Genomic DNA, 17,659 nt, shown 5'->3' on the forward strand with positions numbered 1-17,659 from the left:
CTTTAGTTTGTTTTAACCTCTTTTGCTTTGCTTTTTAACGTCACCAAATACACGCCTAAAAAAATAGTTAAGGTTGCAAACACCTTGATAATAGTTAATTCGTCTGCCCCTACTATTAATGCTACAGCAGTTGCTATTACAGGTTGCGTATAAATAAACGAGCTTACTGTAGACGGCTTTAAATGCTTTAAACCATAAAGGTTAAACAAAAAATTACAATACGTGGCAAACACAATTACATAGCCTATAATTACATAAATTTTCAACGGCATATTTACCCAATCTACCACTAAAACTTCTTTGTATACAAAAGGAGTCATCATTAATAAGCCAAAAGTATACAGCCACTTTACAAAGGTTATAGGATGATACTTGTGAATCATCTTTTTTGCTAAAATTAAATACAGGGCATAACCAGATGCATTTACAAAAACCAACAGGTTACCTAGTGGAATATTCTCCGCATTTACAGCTTGTTTCTTTCCTGCAGTGGTTAAATAATAAGCCCCTAAAAGACCTATTACAATTCCCAAAACAGATTTCCACTCTAACTTTTCTTTTAAAATAAAAAGTGAAAAAACAAAAACAATAATAGGAGTCGTTACCATAATAACCGAACCGTTAATAGGCGTAGTTAAACTTAAACCTTTGTAAAAAGAGAGAATACAAATAACCATGGCTATTAACGAAAGTAAGGCTGTATATGGAAAATCTTTCGCTTCCATTTCTTTGGCTTTTACAAACCAAGAAGTAATCCAAAACAAAAGGGTTGTAACCGCTAGCCTTATCCACACAAAACCATAAGCAGAAACGTATTTTGGCATAACATCTTTTGCTACAGAATAAGTAATACCATAAAAAACAGCAGTACTAAAAACGGCTAACAGCGCTAAGTTTCGTTTATCTTTCATCACTTTACAAAGATGCAAAGAAAGCCAGCAATTGGAGTTATAAAAACATTAAAACTGGTTACCTTATTTTAATTAAACTGTAGTTCATTATAGTTATTTTAACCCCAGAATCCAGTTGTTAACATTATCTATGAAAAAAGCCTCCTTTTTATTCTCTATGCTAATAGTTACTCTTTTATTTACTTCGTGTAAATCTCATCAGCAAATAGGTAATTCTACAGATCATAGAATTGTAAACACTGCAAAAAAATATTTAGGAACTTCCTACAAATGGGGAGGTACTACGCACAAAGGAATGGATTGCTCTGGTTTGGTCTACACTATTTTTCTTAAAAATAAGATTAAATTACCCAGAGTTTCTAAAGATCAATCTAAATTTGGGAAAAGCATCTCTATAAAAAAAGTAGCCCCTGGCGATTTGCTATTCTTTAAAACAGATGGTTCTTGGAAAATAAATCATTCTGCCATTGTTGTTTCTAACAATTCAACTGTAAAATTTATTCACTCAACAACTTCTAGAGGAGTTATAATTTCCTCATTAAATGAAAAATATTGGAAGAAAGCTTTTCATCATGCGCAAAGAGTTCTAAAACCAACTTTTCCCTCTCCAGCTAAAACACACAAAGTACAAAAAGGAGAAACCCTTTATAGTATTTCTAAGAAATTCAACACAACCGTAGAACGTATTAAGAGAATAAATCGATTAAACTCGAATACAATTCAAACAGGGATGAATTTAAAAGTTTTCTAAAAATAGACCCCTATCATTTACAATAGGGGTTTATTAAGCCAATTTCATTAGCACTGTAGCCTAATACAATTTTATGTTTTTTACTACATTCTAAACAAGAGAATCAAAGCTGCATGGTACAAATAAGAGTTTCTCATTTTTCTTTACACCTGTCTTTCCATTCTCCCAAACTCTAAAATTTTTACAACTATAGAGGAGGGTGTTCATAATCTTTTGTCAACAAGCGTTCTGTATCATTTAGAACCCTATACCCTGTGTTGATAAAATTACTTAGTCTGATTTCACTATCGTCTATAAATATTTCTACCTCAAAATCTTTGACCACATCAAACTTAGTATCTACTCTAAACGCTGTATCTACACCTTTACCCCACTTTATAATTTCTTGTCTATCTTCAGAAATTTTTAACAAGAAACAATAACTACTCGAAGGAATATCTTTAATAGCATCTAAATTAGGATTCCAACTATTATCCTCCTTGTAATAAATTCTATCATTTTTATCATTGTAATAAAAAGCTATGCTACTTCTGTTGTTAATTCTGCCTCCCGAATAATGAAAAGGAATAGACTCCACAGGAATAAAAACACCCTCTTTTACACCTCCTATGAAAAGTTCACCCTCAAACTCTACAAATTCTTCTTGGTTAGTCCACACAGTAAAATGAAAACCTGAATAACTTTTACCCATTATATTTTCATACAAATCAAAATCACAAGAGACTAACAGTATGCAACTTATAAAAATTAATATTTTTTTACTCATCAATCTTATTATAAAAATTTACAAAGGAGGGTGCACATAATCTTCTGGCAACAAGCGTTGTGTATTATCAACATCCTCATACTCTGATTTCACCCTACTTGACACTATAACCTCTTCCTTTCTAATCACTAATTTTAGATAAAAATCATTTATCAATCCATCGCTAACATCCATTCTAAAAGCAGTATTTACACCACCTCCCCATTTTATAATTTCTTGTCTACCATCGGGTAACTTCAATAAAAAACAGTAAATATCAGAAGAAATATTCTCAATTAAATCCATATTGGGTTTCCAACTGTTTTCCTCAAAATATATAACTTTAGCGTTGTTTTCGTCATAATAAAAAGCAACTTTTGTTTCATTAACTCCTCCGTCAAAATAGAAAGGAGTGGATTCTGTAGGTATAAAAACACCTCCGTTTATCCCCCCTATAAATAGTTCTCCTTTAAACTCTCCCAATTCCTCTTGATTTGTAACTGTTAAAAGATGAAAACCTGGATAATCCTTACCTAGCATTCCTTCCTCAAAACCGTCAAAGCAAGACGTTAAAATCAAACTAATAATAATAATAATAATTTTTATTTTCATCTCTCTTATTTTTATGTTCGTTTACATCTGTATTCACCTAAATCATCTATCACTTGAATAATCTGTTGTCTGTTTACTTAAAACCCCATAAGTCAAATCAGAATCTTTGGAGTGAAAGGTAGGATAATTGATTGTTTTAATGTACCCAATTCTAAATCTTATAGTATATTTACTCCTATAAAGATATCTTTTATATGTATAATATGGAGCAGCAATGGTTTTACGATAATACACAGGTCTATCATCGTGTATTTTTTGGATTTTATTTACTAATTCTTCTACCGAATAATCATATATACCTCCATAGTTAACACTACTCTCCACATCATTATCCTCTGGATGATATTGCACAATATAATCCGAAGATTTATGAATACGATCTCTAATAACACTTCTTAAACGACTATAGCTAGGTTCCCTAAGACCAATGGTCCATTTCCAAAATTTTATTCTTTTAGTGTTTTTATCATAAATACGCCTCCCTACATTATCATTATGTCTGTCCATAGCTCTGGAATCTATACCTACCTTTGTTGCATCGTACACATCTCCACAATCGTACAAAGCCTCTGAAATAAATTTCGCAAAATTCATACGTTTTGACTTAGACGTACTTAGCGTAACAAAATTTTTACACATTAGAGCATTCCAATAAGTATGTCTAAAAGCATCCAATCTTGTTAATTTTTCATGCTGTCCTGCGTAATATCTTCTTGCTTTATGTCGAGCATTCTCTCCTGCTTTGTTTCCTATATAAGCACCTAACATACCGTATTTTGATACTACTTTATTGTACACACACTTTTCGGTAGCGCTAAGATCTTTGTATTTTTTATTCACAACTGCTGCTAAAATCCCAATTCCTACAGTTGCTACCACAGGTGTTATTACAGACCTACGAGCAACTTTAGGTACTCTTTGCTCTAAATTGGTTGTTATTTCTCCTTCATGAGCTGCCACTTCTTCAAGTGCCATGTAATCCATATTCTTTTGATAATATTCGTCTATCAAATCAATATTATCCTCAATACTTTCATCGCTAAGTGTTGGAAAATCTTGTTTTATCATTTCCATATTCGCTTCCATTTTCGCTTCTTTTTCTTGCTGATACAAAAGTTCATGTTGAGCCAAAGCAATAGAATCTAAGTCCTGAAGTCTTAACAATTCTTCATATTCCTCTACGGTAAGAGAATCTTTAAATACTAATGGAGAAATTTCTGTTTTAAAATCTTCTTCAGTTTGTTTTAAAAGTTCTACATCATAAGGAAATTGATCTATAACATTTTTCACTCCTTCTATAATCATTTCTCCACTAGGGAACTCTTCATTTTTAACAGTACTTATTGGTTGTATTCCGCTACGAACACCTGTTAGATTAGGATTGTACTTTACTTCCAACTTATGCTTAATCCTTGTATACTTTGCTGTAAGTTCTTCCCCTGTAGTTTCTTTTTCCAACAATAATTCTTCTACAGGTGTAGAAAACCTATGGTTTACTTGTAAGCCTTTATAGTCAATTATATGACTAGTTTGTAAAGTAGTTTCCTCTACTCCTTCGACTTCTTGTTCAATAGTATCTTGACAAGAGCAAACACTAAACCCTACAACAAGGATAAGAGCTATTAGTGTTTTTTTGTTTTTTGTTTTTTGTTTTTCATAGTTTTTAAAATTTAAATACAAATTATTTCTCTATTAATCTTATATGCGCATAGACATACAAGAAGACTTTAGCATTAACCATACTAAAACCAACACCAAGAAAGAGTTTAAAAGATATTTATTTAAGTTCTATAGCATTTTTAAAATTCTTCTTTTTTTCATAGCTGTTAAAACAAATATTTAACGAGTGCAAAATTACTACTTCTAGAATACTAACATATGATAGCAAATATTAATATAATGTTAACAATAATCAATTACAATTCAAGCAGGGATGTTATTAAAAATTGACTAAAAGCTTACTACCTTTACATTCTAAATAAGCTTTATCTTATAGAAATGAAACATATTTTGGTAATTCGTATGTCTGCAATGGGAGATGTTGCCATGACAGCTCCAGTAATAAAAACAATGTTAGCTCAAAACCCTAACACTCGAATTACAATTGTATCTAAAGGTTTCTTACAACCTATTTTTAGTAACATTGATAACGTTTCTTTTTATGCTGCAGATGTTAAAGGAAAACACAAAGGCATTAAAGGAATTTACAAATTGTTTAAAGAATTAATCACCTTAGAAATTGATGCCGTAGCTGATCTTCATAATGTTTTAAGATCTAAAATTTTACGTTCGTTTTTTAAGACCAAGGGGATTCCTGTAGCAATTATTGATAAAGGTAGAGCTGAAAAAAAAGCATTAACCGCTTTAAAAAATAAAGTTTTCAAACCTTTAAAAACTACCCATCAACGTTATGCTGATGTTTTTAACTCTTTAGGACTTCCAGTTGATTTGACCCAGGCAATGGTTAAAGAGAAAGAACACCTATCCGATGAGTTAAAATCAATGATTAACTACAAAGAGAACGAAAAGCTGATTGGAATTGCTCCTTTTGCGGCTCATGATGGAAAGAAATATCCTTTAAATTTAATGGAAAAAGTAATTGACGAGCTTAGTAAAAATCACAAAATTTTATTATTTGGAGGAGGAGCAGAAGAAATTAGATTATTAGCTGAACTAGAAAAAAAGTACTCGAATTCAATTTGTATGGCTGGCAAAGTAAAACTAACTGAAGAACTAACTTTAATTAGTAATTTATCAGCTATGATTAGTATGGATAGTGGAAATGGTCATTTCTCTGCACTATTTGGAATTCCAACTATAACAATTTGGGGAGCCACCCATCCACATGCAGGATTTGCTCCTTTCAATCAAACTGAAAATTGTATTTGTGCAGATAGAAATAAGTATCCGCTACTTCCTACCTCTATTTATGGAAATAAAATTATAGAGGGCTACAAAGATGTAATGCTTACCATTCCCCCTAAAACAATAATCAACAGAGTTTTATCAACAATCGAATAGATTTGTTAATAAACTTTGAGTTCATTCTAGCTTAATTCTTTGACAAATCTTTATTTTTGAATTCAATAAATAAATGATGATATGCAAGTAACTGGAAAAATTAAATTAATTAACGACACACAAACATTTGGAGCTAGCGGGTTCAGAAAGAGAGAGTTAGTCTTAACCACAGATGAGCAGTACCCACAAATGTTATTGATTGAGTTCGTACAAGATAAAGTAGATATATTAGATAATTACAACGTTGGGCAAGACGTTACTGTTTCTATCAACTTAAGAGGAAGAGAATGGATTAACCCAGAAGGTGTTGCTAAATATTTTAACTCTATCACTGGATGGAGAATTGAGGCTACAGCTGCTGCAGCTCCTCAGGCAGGTGCAACTCCAAGTAGTTTTGAAACTACGTCGATTGCTCAAAATGAAGAACCAGACGATTTACCATTCTAGTAAATCACTTAACAAAAATAAAGCGCTTTCAATTATTTATTGAAAGCGTTTTTTATTTTTACAGAATGTTTTTTTTAAGCCCTAACGACATTGATTTCCCACCAGCAACTAATGCTGACGAAAATGATATTCTTGCTGTAGGAGGAGATTTAACCACTAGTAGACTTATGAAAGCTTATGAAAGTGGTATTTTCCCTTGGTACAACGAAGGAGAACCCATCATATGGTATAGTCCCTCGTGGAGAATGGTTTTAGACCCTAGACATTTTAAACCTTCTAAAAGTCTTAGACAAATCATTAGAAAAAACATCTTTAAAGTTACTTTCAATCAAAACTTTAGAGAAGTTATATACAACTGCAAAACAATAAACAGACACGACGACTTAGGTACTTGGATTACTGATGATATGTTTACTTCTTACGTTAAACTGCATGAATTAGGTTATGCTAAATCTATTGAAGTTTGGCTAGATGATGAACTTGTAGGTGGACTTTACGGTGTAGATTTAGGACATGTTTTTTGTGGTGAAAGTATGTTTTCTAAAGTAAGTAATGCTTCTAAAATAGCATTTGCCTGGTTAAACCAATATTTAGAAGATAACAATTACAAATTGTTAGATTGTCAGGTTCATAATGAACACTTAGAAAGTTTAGGTGCCTATGAAATTCCTAGAGAAGAATTTTTGCAAATTCTTAATCAAGAAAATCTTCAAAACTTTTAAAGTTAAAAAACTTTTACTTAGTTATCTTTGAACCGTTTTAAAACCAAATTTAAATGGACATTAAAAACGCACAACTAGAGGTAGACAATTGGATAAAAGAGCACGGGGTTCGTTACTTTAACGAACTAACAAACATGGCTCAATTAACAGAAGAAGTTGGAGAAGTAGCACGAATTATTGCTCGTAGATACGGTGAACAATCGGAAAAAGAAAGCGATAAAAACAAAGATTTAGGAGAAGAATTATCCGATGTCTTGTTTGTTCTTTTGTGTTTGGCCAATCAAACAGGTATAGACCTACAAGCTTCTTTCGATGCTAAAATGGACTTAAAAACCAAAAGAGATCACGACCGTCATCACAACAACAAAAAATTAAAATAATGGCCGCATCTAAACCTCAAAAAAAATCGGTAGCAGAAACACCTATATGGAAACTCGCAATACGCTTTATGATTCCATTGGCTTTTATTTTACCAATTCTTTTTACTGCAGCAGAATTATTTAAAAACGGAAATCTAAACGCAATCCCTGAAAGTTTTAAAGACGGTAGCTGGCTTCTTTTTATAGCAATCAGAATTTGCATTATTATAGGATATGGTTTTGTAATGGCTTTTTTAACCAAAAGCAAAGCTAAAAACACATTATAAAATGGCACATAAAGACATAGGAACTAAGTTCTTAAAAAAATATAGTGGAGAGGTAAACGATTCATTTCAAATTACGGGTTCTAAAAGCGAAAGCAATAGATTGTTAATCTTACAAGCTTTGTATCCAAGCATAGAAATACACAACCTTTCTAACTCTGATGACACAAACCTAATGTTAAACGCATTAAACTCATCCGAGTCTGAAATTAATATTGGACACGCTGGTACAACCATGCGTTTTTTAACCAGTTATTTTTCTGTAAAACCAAACTCCGAAATTATTCTAACAGGTTCTCCAAGAATGCAAGAACGTCCAATAAAAATCTTAGTAGATGCATTACGTTCTTTGGGAGCAAAAATTGAATATGTAAAGAACGATGGGTTTCCACCTTTAAAAATTACAGGTACAACTTTAACCGACAATAAGGTTACAATTGATGGTAGTGTAAGTAGCCAATATATTTCTTCTTTATTATTAATTGCACCTACACTTCCCAACGGACTAACTATTGAATTTGAAGGAAAAATAACCTCTATTCCTTACATTCAAATGACTTTAAGTTTACTAAATGATTTAGGTGTTACTACTAAATTTGAAGGGCAGTTTATTACCGTAACTCCAACGAAAGAAATTAACAATACTGAGTTTACAGTTGAATCTGACTGGAGTTCCGCTTCCTACGCATACAGTTTTGTAGCTCTAACAAATAACGGAAAATTAGAGATCTCATCTTACAAACAAAACAGTTTACAAGGAGACTCTGTTTTACAAGAAATCTATAAAGAGTTTGGTGTAAAAACTACTTTTAACGAACATACATTATTGTTAGAAAAAATAGAAAATTTTACACTTCCAGAAAAAGTAGAATTCGATTTAGTAAAAGCTCCAGATATTGCTCAAACAATAGCTGTTACTGCTTTTGGTCTTGGTATTGAGTGTCATATGACTGGTTTGCATACACTAAAAATTAAAGAGACTGATAGAATTATTGCTTTATACAACGAATTGTCTAAACTAGGTGCAAACATTGAGTACACAGACGAAACGCTTACAGTAAAAGCTTTTAAAGAGGAAATCAACTCAGATATTCATATTGCAACATATAACGACCATAGAATGGCTATGGCCTTTGCTCCATTGTTATTAAAAACAAACATTAATATAGACGATGCTGGTGTTGTTTCTAAATCTTACCCTAGCTTTTGGGAAGATTATGAAACTTTTCAAAATTAAACACTATTAATTTACAATACCAAATGCAGGATTTTTTCCTGCATTTTTTGTTAATAAACATCACGATCAAAAATAAAAAAACTGGTAATTTTAAAAATAAATTGCTATATACTTGACAACGCCTATTTTCAGATTGTATATTTGCACTCTTATATAAAATTATCATATACATGAAGTTATCTGCTTTTCACTTTGATTTACCAGAGGAATTGATAGCTCAGCATCCAGCTGAATATAGAGACGAATCTCGCTTAATGGTTCTTAACAGAAAAGAACAAACTATAGAACATAAACAATTCAAAGATCTAATCAATTATTTTGATGACGGTGATTTGATGATTCTAAACAACACCAAAGTTTTCCCTGCTAGAATGTATGGAAACAAGGAAAAAACAGGTGCTAGAATTGAAGTTTTCTTACTACGAGAATTAAACGCTGAAAATCGTTTATGGGATGTTTTAGTAGATCCTGCTAGAAAAATTCGTATTGGAAATAAATTATTCTTTGGAGAAGACGATTCATTAGTAGCTGAAGTAATTGACAACACAACTTCTAGAGGTCGTACACTTCGTTTTTTATACGATGGTTCTTATGAAGAATTTAGACAAAAATTAGTTGATTTAGGAGAAACTCCAATACCAAAACATATTGGTAGAGAAGTTGAACCAGAAGATGAAGAAAGATACCAAACAATCTATGCGAAAGAAGAAGGTGCTGTTGCAGCTCCAACTGCAGGATTGCACTTTTCTAAACATTTAATGAAACGTTTAGAAATAAAAGGAATTGATTTTGCAGAATTAACATTACATATTGGTTTAGGTACTTTTAATCCTGTTGAAGTAGAAGATTTATCTAAACATAAAATGGATTCAGAGCAAATGTTCGTTAACCAGGATACATGTACATCTGTTAACAACGCATTAGACAGTAAGAAAAGAGTATGTGCTGTTGGTACTACTGTTATGCGTGCTATTGAATCTACTGTATCTTCAAATGGAAGATTAAATCCATATGACGGTTGGACTAACAAATTTATCTTTCCACCATATGAATTTAGCATCGCAAATTCTATGATTACAAACTTCCACCCATCTAAATCTACCTTAATGATGCAGGTAGCTGCATTTGCTGGATATGATTTCTTAATGAAAGCCTACAAAGAAGCAATAAAAGAAGGTTATAAATTTAGCACCTATGGTGATGCTATGTTAATCTTATAAAACAAAAAAAGGGTTGGAAATTTTTCCAGCCCTTTTCTTGTTTAAACATAAAACTAAAACAAACTATTCCACCAATATTTTATTATAAGCTATCTCACCGTATACATCTATTAAGGCTACATAATATGCACCTTCTAAATTTTCGTTAGACACGACTAAACCAGATGTATTGTATACTTTTAAATCAATTACATCTAACGGCATAACAATTTTTTTATTCTTAATTTCAAGACCGTTATAAGGGCTTAAAATTTTATCATCAGTTAATTTTGAACAATCTTCAAATACGGTAAACACATCTGCACTATCTACATATTTCCAATTAAGAACACTAAAAAATATATCATCTACAACAATACAGTTTAAACTAGCGTTATTTAAAACATTAAAATTACTTGTAGCTAGTCTTAAATTCATATAATTCTTTATTTGGATTTTCTCCAAAAGATTACTCCTTAAATTCAACTTAGTAATTCCTTTGTGTTTAGATAAATCTAACTCCCCTCCTAACGAATTACTTTCTAAATTCAATTTCACAAGATTTAAAGATGTTTCTAAATCAATACTAAGTAACTCATTATAACTTACGTCTAATACAGATAAAAAAGGTTTTTCTCCCATTCTAAGCCCTTGTATCTTATTAATTTTAAGATCTAAAACTTTTAAGTTCCTATTATTTGATAAATCTAAAGAAGTTAGCTCATTATCAAATAAGCTTACTCTTTCTAGGAGAATATTATTATCTAAGTTTAGATTGTTAATCTTATTCTTACTTACATCCAAATTCGTTAACAAGCTTAACTCATCTATTTCTAATTTTGTTAATTGATTAGTTCCAAGATTTAAAACTTGCAACAAAGAGTTTTTAGATAAATCCACTGTCTTAATCTCATTATTATTCGCATCTAACTCCTCTAAGGAAACAAAATATTCAATTCCATTTAAGTCTGTTAAACCAATATTTGACAATCTTAATCTTTTAATGGTTTCAACCCTAGAACTTGGTACAATTATAGAATTAACTACACCATCAACATCTAAGCCCTTAGAGACCAAATAAGCCTCAAAGCTGCTAAACTCATCTTTAGTTGGATTAATAATGGAACAACTACCAATAGGGTAATTTTCTAACTTGTTATTACATAATTTAATCACCTTTAAATTGTTATGAAGGCTTAGATCTAGCGTTCCATACAACTCATTGTCCTGCAAGTGTAATTCTAATAAAGCTAGAGATTTAGAAAGATCTATTGACTCTAAAATATTAAACTGGGCAAACAAATGTGTTAAATAAGGCTTATTACCCAAAATCAAACTTTCTAAAACACCATTCTCTTGTACCTCTAGTAACTCTAGCATTTGTAAGTCTGAAAGATCTAATGCTTTAATTTCATTATACTTTAAACCCAACTTTTTTAGTTTGGTGTTATTTTTTAGATCAATTTGATGAATTTTGTTTTGAGCTAGATACAGCTCACTTAAATTAAAATTTGGAAGTAAATTTATATCCGATATTTCGTTTCCATTTAAACTTAAATGAAATAATAATTGATTTTTTGAAAAATCTAAATCATTTTTCAATTTATTATTGTTCGCCACCAAATATCTTAAATCAGTAAAGTATTCAATACCGTTTAAATCGATTAAATCTAAATTTGACACATCTAGCTCACGAATAAATTTTAACTCCTTAGAAGGCGTTATTTCTCCATTCACTACTTTATCTAAGTCATAATTATAATAAACTAAGTACCTCTCAAAAGTTACATCATATGTTCCGTTACACGACAAATTGAAACACTTCCCTGTTACATCATTCAAATCATCACATACATCACCAATACCGTCATTATCTACATCTAGTTGATTTGGATTAAATTTATTTGGACAATTATCAATATCATCTGCAATACCATCTCCATCAGAATCAACAATATCAAAAGACAAACTATTTGTGATATTATTTTCTAAACTATAACTATTTAGGGCAAATAAAAAGATAAGATATCTTAATATTGTTAGGGCATTATTTTTCATAGCAAGAACTTTAGGGATATACTCAAGCCTGCCATTCTAGCAATTTTAAATATTGGAAGAATGGTATGTTAGCAATTTTACATCTAAAGTTAGTAAATAATCAACTATAAAACAACCACTTAACAGAAACATAAGATCTTTCTTAAAAGAAAAAGGGGTGAGACTGTATAGTCTCACCCCTTTTATCTGAAATATTTTTAAATTGATTTACTCAACAAATATCTTCTGTACTCTTACAACTCCATCAACATCTGTTGTCATTACAAAGTAAACTCCTTGTAAATTCGCATTCGCTACAACTCGTCCTGATTGTTTAAAGATCTTAATCGCTATTACGTCGGCTGGAACTACAATACTTCCTCCTACTACATCCAACTCTTCAATAACAACTGGTGCAACTGGTGATGAACAATCATCTGCACTTGTAAACACACTTGCATCTTCTACATAATTCGTCCAGTTTAAAGTACTGTATGTTACAGCATCAACCTTTACACATGTTAAACTTGGTGTATTTACAATGTTAAAGTTATCATTAGCAACTCTGTTGTTAAATCCATTCTTGAATAATACTTGTTCTAATGATGGATTCACACTTAAGTTCAACTTAACAATACACTTATTATTATCTAAGTCTAACGTTCCTTCTAAATCATTATACTCTAAGCTTAATACTGATAAGTTTAACGCTGATCTTATATCTAAGCTAGTCAACTTATTTGTTCCTGCATATAAGTGTGTTAATGACATCTTATATCCTAAAATTAAGTCTTCTAACTCATTTCCTTGAACTTCTACATAAACTAATGCTTCGTTTGGTGTAAGGTCTAAGCTTGTTAACTTGTTTCCTTTTAAACTTAACGTCTTTAATAACGTGTTGCTTGATAAATCAATTGTAGTAATTAAGTTACCTCCTGCATACAATTCTTCTAAAATCACCTGGTTAGACACATCTAAACCAGTCAATTGATTTCCTGATACATCTAATACTCGTAACAATGTATTACTTGATAAATCAACTGTAGTAACTAAGTTTCCTGCCATATGTAATTCTTCTAACGAAGTAAACAACTCTATTCCACTCATATCTTGGATACATAATCCAGTGATATTTAAGTAAGTCATCGTAGCTACATTAGCTGCCGGTGTAATGTTTCCATCTGCAACTCCATCTAAATCCAATCCTTGATCTACCATGTACTCCTCTAAAGTTGCAAAACAAACCGGTGCTGGTTGAACTGTATCACAGCTTCCTGGAGGATAGTTATCCAAGTTGTTGTTACATAAGTTAACTGTCTCTATTTGTGTATGATCTGTTAAATCTAATATTCCTGATAAATTGTTATCATTCAATAATAAAGTAACAACACACTTAATTCCATCTAAGTCAACTACATCTATGTCATTGTATCCTGCATTTAAGTAAGCTAAGTTACAGTTGTTTCCTAATAATAACTCTTCTAACTTATTATAGCTAGTTTCTAATGACTCTAACAAGGTTAATGGTCTTACATCTAAATGCTCAATCTCATTGTAACGTAATCCTAAATGTTTTAATATTAAGGCATTCGATACATCTATCTCTGTTAATTTGTTTCCTTCTAAATGTAACTCTTCTAATAAAATATTATCTCTTACGTTGATTCCTATTAAATCATTATACTTTAAGCTTAAGTGCTTTAAGTTTACATTTTGCTTTAAATCGATAACTGTCAACTCATTGTCATCTGCGATTAAAGTTTCTAAAGCTGTAAAGTATTCAATACCATTTAAGTCCCTTAAGTTCTTACCCTTGATATCTAAATGTTTGATTGTAGCAACTTCTGGTGCTGGATCAATAACTCCATTGATAACTCCATCTAAGTCCCAACCTTTATTAACTAAATAAGCTTCAAAAGTGGTTACTTTACAATCATCTGTTAAACACTCAGGTGAAACATATCCAAAATCTTGTGCTGTATTATCTTCACCAATTGCTAAAGTTACATCACTTGTATTTGGAGTATCAATACCATCTGAGTCGAAAGTTAAACTTAACTCATCAGTTGTAATACCTGTTGGTAAACCTCCTGTTACGGTACTTACATCAACTGAAACTGTGTAGTCTCCTGCTGGTAAGTTACTAAACAAGTACTCTCCATCTGAATCTGTTAAAACACTTACGTCATCTGAACTATCTCCTGGTGTTCCTGGATCTAAAGTTACCGTAGCTCCTTCTAATCCTACTTCTGCTCCTCCACTTTGAACTCCATTACCATCAAAATCATACCATACTGTATCTCCTATTGATCCTAATCCTTCGTATCCAAAGTCTTGCGCATCATTTTCCTCTCCTGCTTCTAAAGTTACATCACTTGTATTAGCACTTCCTGTTCCATCGTTATCGTATGTTTGAGATAACTCTCCAACTGTTACTCCAACTGGTAAACCTCCTGTTACGGTACTTACATCAACTGAAACTGTGTAGTCTCCTGCTGGTAAGTTACTAAACAAGTACTCTCCATCTGAATCTGTTAAAACACTTACATCATCTGAACTATCTCCTGGTGTTCCTGGGTCTAAAGTTACCGTAGCTCCTTCTAATCCTACTTCAACTCCATTCTGTGCTCCGTTTCCATCTGCATCGTACCAAACTGTATCTCCTATTGACCCTACTCCTTCGTATCCAAAGTCTTGGTCTAAGTTATCTTCTCCTATTGCTAAAGTGACATCACTTGTATTAGCACTTCCTGTTCCATCGTTATCGTATGTTTGAGATAACTCTCCAACTGTTACTCCAACTGGTAAACCTCCTGTTACAGTACTTACATCAACTGAAACTGTGTAGTCTCCTGCTGGTAAGTTACTAAACAAGTACTCTCCATCTGAATCTGTTAAAACACTTACATCATCTGAACTATCTCCTGGTGTTCCTGGATCTAAAGTTACCGTAGCTCCTTCTAATCCTCCTTCAACTCCATTCTGTGCTCCATTTCCATCTGCATCGTACCAAACTGTATCTCCTATTGATCCTAATCCTTCGTATCCAAAGTCTTGGTCTAAGTTGTTCTCTCCTGCTCCTAAAGTTACATCACTTGTATTAGCACTTCCTGTTCCATCGTTATCGTATGTTTGAGATAACTCTCCAACTGTTACTCCAACTGGTAAACCTCCTGTTACGGTACTTACATCAACTGAAACTGTGTAGTCTCCTGCTGGTAAGTTACTAAACAAGTACTCTCCATCTGAATCTGTTAAAACACTTACATCATCTGAACTATCTCCTGGTGTTCCTGGATCTAAAGTTACCGTAGCTCCTTCTAATCCTACTTCAACTCCATTCTGTGCTCCGTTTCCATCTGCATCATACCAAACTGTATCTCCTATCGATCCTAATCCTTGGTATCCAAAGTCTTGGTCTAAGTTATCTTCTCCTATTGCTAAAGTTACATCACTTGTATTAGCACTTCCTGTTCCATCGTTATCGTATGTTTGAGATAACTCTCCAACTGTTACTCCAAGTGGTAAACCTCCTGTTACAGTACTTACATCAACTGAAACTGTGTAGTCTCCTGCTGGTAAGTTACTAAACAAGTACTCTCCATCTGAATCTGTTAAAACACTTACATCATCTGAACTATCTCCTGGTGTTCCTGGATCTAAAGTTACCGTAGCTCCTTCTAATCCTACTTCAACTCCATTCTGTGCTCCATTTCCATCTGCATCATACCAAACTGTATCTCCTATTGATCCTAATCCTTCGTATCCAAAGTCTTGGTCTAAGTTGTTCTCTCCTGCTCCTAAAGTTACATCACTTGTATTAGCACTTCCTGTTCCATCATTATCGTATGTTTGAGATAACTCTCCAACTGTTACTCCAACTGGTAAACCTCCTGTTACGGTACTTACATCAACTGAAACTGTGTAGTCTCCTGCTGGTAAGTTACTAAACAAGTACTCTCCATCTGAATCTGTTAAAACACTTACATCATCTGAACTATCTCCTGGTGTTCCTGGATCTAAAGTTACCGTAGCTCCTTCTAATCCTCCTTCAACTCCATTCTGTGCTCCGTTTCCATCTGCATCGTACCAAACTGTATCTCCTATTGATCCTGGTTTATTAACAATACCAAAATTAACCTCTGTTTCGGTACCTGTTCCAACTGACACAGCTAGTATACCATCTACGCTCCCATCATTACCTGCAGATGTACCTTGATTCTCCCCAGTATTAAACCATGTTGCAGGCAAATTAGGTGTAGTACTTCCACTTGGATTTGTATGTAGAACTACAGTGTAATTCGTATTTATATCTACTCCATCTAAAAACGAGTAGGAACCGTCATTAAAAACTAATGAAGTTTCCGTAATTGTATTAGAACCATCTACTAAACTAGCATATAATTGAGTTCCACTAGCTGTAGATATCCCTGTTCCATCTACTGTACTATCAGTTAACTCATCTGTATCATTAAAAACATTTCCTTTCACACTTATCAATGGATTAGATGGATTGTTTGAAAATGTATCATCCGATATACCATAAAACTTAACATCTGCATCTCCATTGTTATCAATTCTAAAACCATAAATAGGCTGACTCGTATTGAACAAATCAACATCTACTACTGAAAAATACTGAGGTTGAGTATCCCATCTCCCAGCTGACCCATAACCAATGTTCCAATCGTACTTTTTATTTCCATTTGGTGAAGCAGTACCTATTTGATGACCAAACCTTAACTCTCTTGCCGTAGTAATTGGATCTCCATTAATATCTAAAGGAACAATTCTAAAAAAAGTATTTCCATTCCTTTCACTAACTACTAAGTAATCATCATTGGTTAAAGCTTTTGACCAGTAGATATCAAAATCATCTCCTGTTGGGGTGTTTGATGAACCATCATAAAACATGTAACTCAATGCATTACGATTCGTTACAACATCTTGAATAGCTTCTTCCCAAGCTGCTACCCCATCAGAAATCAATGTCTCAACGCCTTCATCATAAACACCAACCCCGGTTGTTGAATTTGTGAAATTATTCCCACCTAAAAAAGCTCCATTTGAATTAAAAAAGTCAAGAGTTTTAACAGTACCTCCATCATTAATTTTAATATAATTTACTAAAACAGGAAGTGTTGTTTGATTTGCCAAAATCGTTGGTGCGATACCTCCACTAGTTTGTGTAATTGTACTTCCATTATGTTCTATCTGAACTTCGGTAATAGGTACATTATCCGTACCCAGAACAACGTTGTAAAGTGTTTGTGCTTTTGTTACCAATGTACCCATCATTAGTAATACAAAAAGCATTTTAGTAGTTTTAATCAT

At 32.5% G+C, this 17,659-nt stretch carries 14 protein-coding genes; 8 read left to right on the forward strand and 6 right to left on the reverse strand.

Going from position 1 to position 17,659, the window contains the following annotated elements; all coding sequences use genetic code 11:
* Positions 1–2 precede the first annotated feature (2 nt).
* Positions 3–911 (reverse strand): DMT family transporter, encoded by a 909-nt coding sequence (locus ACXHHC_RS09560; RefSeq protein ID WP_458226145.1) that lies wholly within the window; start codon positions 909–911, stop codon positions 3–5.
* Between the two features lie 130 nt (positions 912–1,041).
* Between ACXHHC_RS09560 and ACXHHC_RS09565 the strand changes: the two genes are divergently transcribed.
* Positions 1,042–1,662 carry a C40 family peptidase gene (locus ACXHHC_RS09565; protein WP_458226146.1) on the forward strand — a complete coding sequence of 207 codons (621 nt, stop codon included), beginning with the start codon at positions 1,042–1,044 and terminating at the stop codon, positions 1,660–1,662.
* Between the two features lie 187 nt (positions 1,663–1,849).
* On the opposite strand, the gene ACXHHC_RS09570 is transcribed toward ACXHHC_RS09565, so the two are convergent.
* The 3 genes from ACXHHC_RS09570 to ACXHHC_RS09580 are packed head-to-tail and all read right to left on the reverse strand — an operon-like array spanning position 1,850 to position 4,699.
* A complete protein-coding gene (locus tag ACXHHC_RS09570; protein WP_458226147.1) occupies positions 1,850–2,428 on the reverse strand; it encodes a hypothetical protein in 579 nt (192 codons plus the stop codon).
* An 18-nt stretch (positions 2,429–2,446) separates the two neighbouring features.
* Complete coding sequence (locus tag ACXHHC_RS09575) at positions 2,447–3,019, reverse strand: hypothetical protein (RefSeq protein WP_458226148.1); 573 nt, start codon at positions 3,017–3,019, stop codon at positions 2,447–2,449.
* A 42-nt stretch (positions 3,020–3,061) separates the two neighbouring features.
* Entirely contained in the window at positions 3,062–4,699 is a 1,638-nt protein-coding gene (locus tag ACXHHC_RS09580; RefSeq protein ID WP_458226149.1) for a DUF6973 domain-containing protein, read from the reverse strand.
* A 318-nt stretch (positions 4,700–5,017) separates the two neighbouring features.
* On the opposite strand from ACXHHC_RS09580, the gene ACXHHC_RS09585 reads away from it, so the two are divergent.
* The 7 genes from ACXHHC_RS09585 to queA all read left to right on the forward strand — a co-directional run bounded on the left by ACXHHC_RS09585 (position 5,018) and on the right by queA (position 10,309).
* On the forward strand, positions 5,018–6,040 hold the full coding sequence (locus ACXHHC_RS09585) for a glycosyltransferase family 9 protein (RefSeq protein WP_458226150.1): 1,023 nt from the start codon (positions 5,018–5,020) through the stop codon (positions 6,038–6,040).
* 81 nt (positions 6,041–6,121) lie between these two features.
* Positions 6,122–6,487: a DUF3127 domain-containing protein gene (locus ACXHHC_RS09590; protein WP_458226151.1), complete on the forward strand. Its 366-nt coding sequence runs from the start codon at positions 6,122–6,124 to the stop codon at positions 6,485–6,487.
* 65 nt (positions 6,488–6,552) lie between these two features.
* Entirely contained in the window at positions 6,553–7,209 is a 657-nt protein-coding gene (gene aat, locus ACXHHC_RS09595; RefSeq protein ID WP_458226152.1) for a leucyl/phenylalanyl-tRNA--protein transferase, read from the forward strand.
* A 53-nt stretch (positions 7,210–7,262) separates the two neighbouring features.
* Positions 7,263–7,589, forward strand: coding sequence for a nucleotide pyrophosphohydrolase (locus ACXHHC_RS09600; RefSeq protein WP_458226153.1), 327 nt, complete (start codon positions 7,263–7,265; stop codon positions 7,587–7,589).
* Positions 7,589–7,855, forward strand: coding sequence for a hypothetical protein (locus ACXHHC_RS09605; RefSeq protein ID WP_458226154.1), 267 nt, complete (start codon positions 7,589–7,591; stop codon positions 7,853–7,855). The genes ACXHHC_RS09600 and ACXHHC_RS09605 overlap by 1 nt, the downstream gene beginning before the upstream one ends.
* A 1-nt stretch (position 7,856) precedes the next feature.
* Entirely contained in the window at positions 7,857–9,089 is a 1,233-nt protein-coding gene (locus ACXHHC_RS09610) for a 3-phosphoshikimate 1-carboxyvinyltransferase (RefSeq protein ID WP_458226155.1), read from the forward strand.
* Between the two features lie 170 nt (positions 9,090–9,259).
* Positions 9,260–10,309, forward strand: a complete 1,050-nt coding sequence (gene queA / locus ACXHHC_RS09615) for a tRNA preQ1(34) S-adenosylmethionine ribosyltransferase-isomerase QueA (protein WP_458226156.1) — start codon at positions 9,260–9,262, stop codon at positions 10,307–10,309.
* A gap of 63 nt (positions 10,310–10,372) precedes the next feature.
* On the opposite strand, the gene ACXHHC_RS09620 is transcribed toward queA, so the two are convergent.
* Together ACXHHC_RS09620 and ACXHHC_RS09625 are read right to left on the reverse strand one after the other, a co-directional pair.
* On the reverse strand, positions 10,373–12,346 hold the full coding sequence (locus ACXHHC_RS09620; protein WP_458226157.1) for a hypothetical protein: 1,974 nt from the start codon (positions 12,344–12,346) through the stop codon (positions 10,373–10,375).
* Between the two features lie 207 nt (positions 12,347–12,553).
* Complete coding sequence (locus ACXHHC_RS09625) at positions 12,554–17,659, reverse strand: SdrD B-like domain-containing protein (protein ID WP_458226158.1); 5,106 nt, start codon at positions 17,657–17,659, stop codon at positions 12,554–12,556.

The organism is Wenyingzhuangia sp. IMCC45574, assembly GCF_054182685.1.

Excerpts from the sequence above, each read along its gene's own strand:
- ACXHHC_RS09560 (WP_458226145.1), bottom strand. The coding sequence starts at position 911 with ATGAAAGATAAACGAAACTTAGCGCTGTTAGCCGTTTTTAGTACTGCT.
- ACXHHC_RS09565 (WP_458226146.1), top strand. The coding sequence starts at position 1,042 with ATGAAAAAAGCCTCCTTTTTATTCTCTATGCTAATAGTTACTCTTTTA.
- ACXHHC_RS09570 (WP_458226147.1), bottom strand. The coding sequence starts at position 2,428 with ATGAGTAAAAAAATATTAATTTTTATAAGTTGCATACTGTTAGTCTCT.
- ACXHHC_RS09575 (WP_458226148.1), bottom strand. The coding sequence starts at position 3,019 with ATGAAAATAAAAATTATTATTATTATTATTAGTTTGATTTTAACGTCT.
- ACXHHC_RS09585 (WP_458226150.1), top strand. The coding sequence starts at position 5,018 with ATGAAACATATTTTGGTAATTCGTATGTCTGCAATGGGAGATGTTGCC.
- ACXHHC_RS09590 (WP_458226151.1), top strand. The coding sequence starts at position 6,122 with ATGCAAGTAACTGGAAAAATTAAATTAATTAACGACACACAAACATTT.
- aat (WP_458226152.1), top strand. The coding sequence starts at position 6,553 with ATGTTTTTTTTAAGCCCTAACGACATTGATTTCCCACCAGCAACTAAT.
- ACXHHC_RS09600 (WP_458226153.1), top strand. The coding sequence starts at position 7,263 with ATGGACATTAAAAACGCACAACTAGAGGTAGACAATTGGATAAAAGAG.
- ACXHHC_RS09605 (WP_458226154.1), top strand. The coding sequence starts at position 7,589 with ATGGCCGCATCTAAACCTCAAAAAAAATCGGTAGCAGAAACACCTATA.
- ACXHHC_RS09610 (WP_458226155.1), top strand. The coding sequence starts at position 7,857 with ATGGCACATAAAGACATAGGAACTAAGTTCTTAAAAAAATATAGTGGA.
- queA (WP_458226156.1), top strand. The coding sequence starts at position 9,260 with ATGAAGTTATCTGCTTTTCACTTTGATTTACCAGAGGAATTGATAGCT.
- ACXHHC_RS09620 (WP_458226157.1), bottom strand. The coding sequence starts at position 12,346 with ATGAAAAATAATGCCCTAACAATATTAAGATATCTTATCTTTTTATTT.
- ACXHHC_RS09625 (WP_458226158.1), bottom strand. The coding sequence starts at position 17,659 with ATGATTAAAACTACTAAAATGCTTTTTGTATTACTAATGATGGGTACA.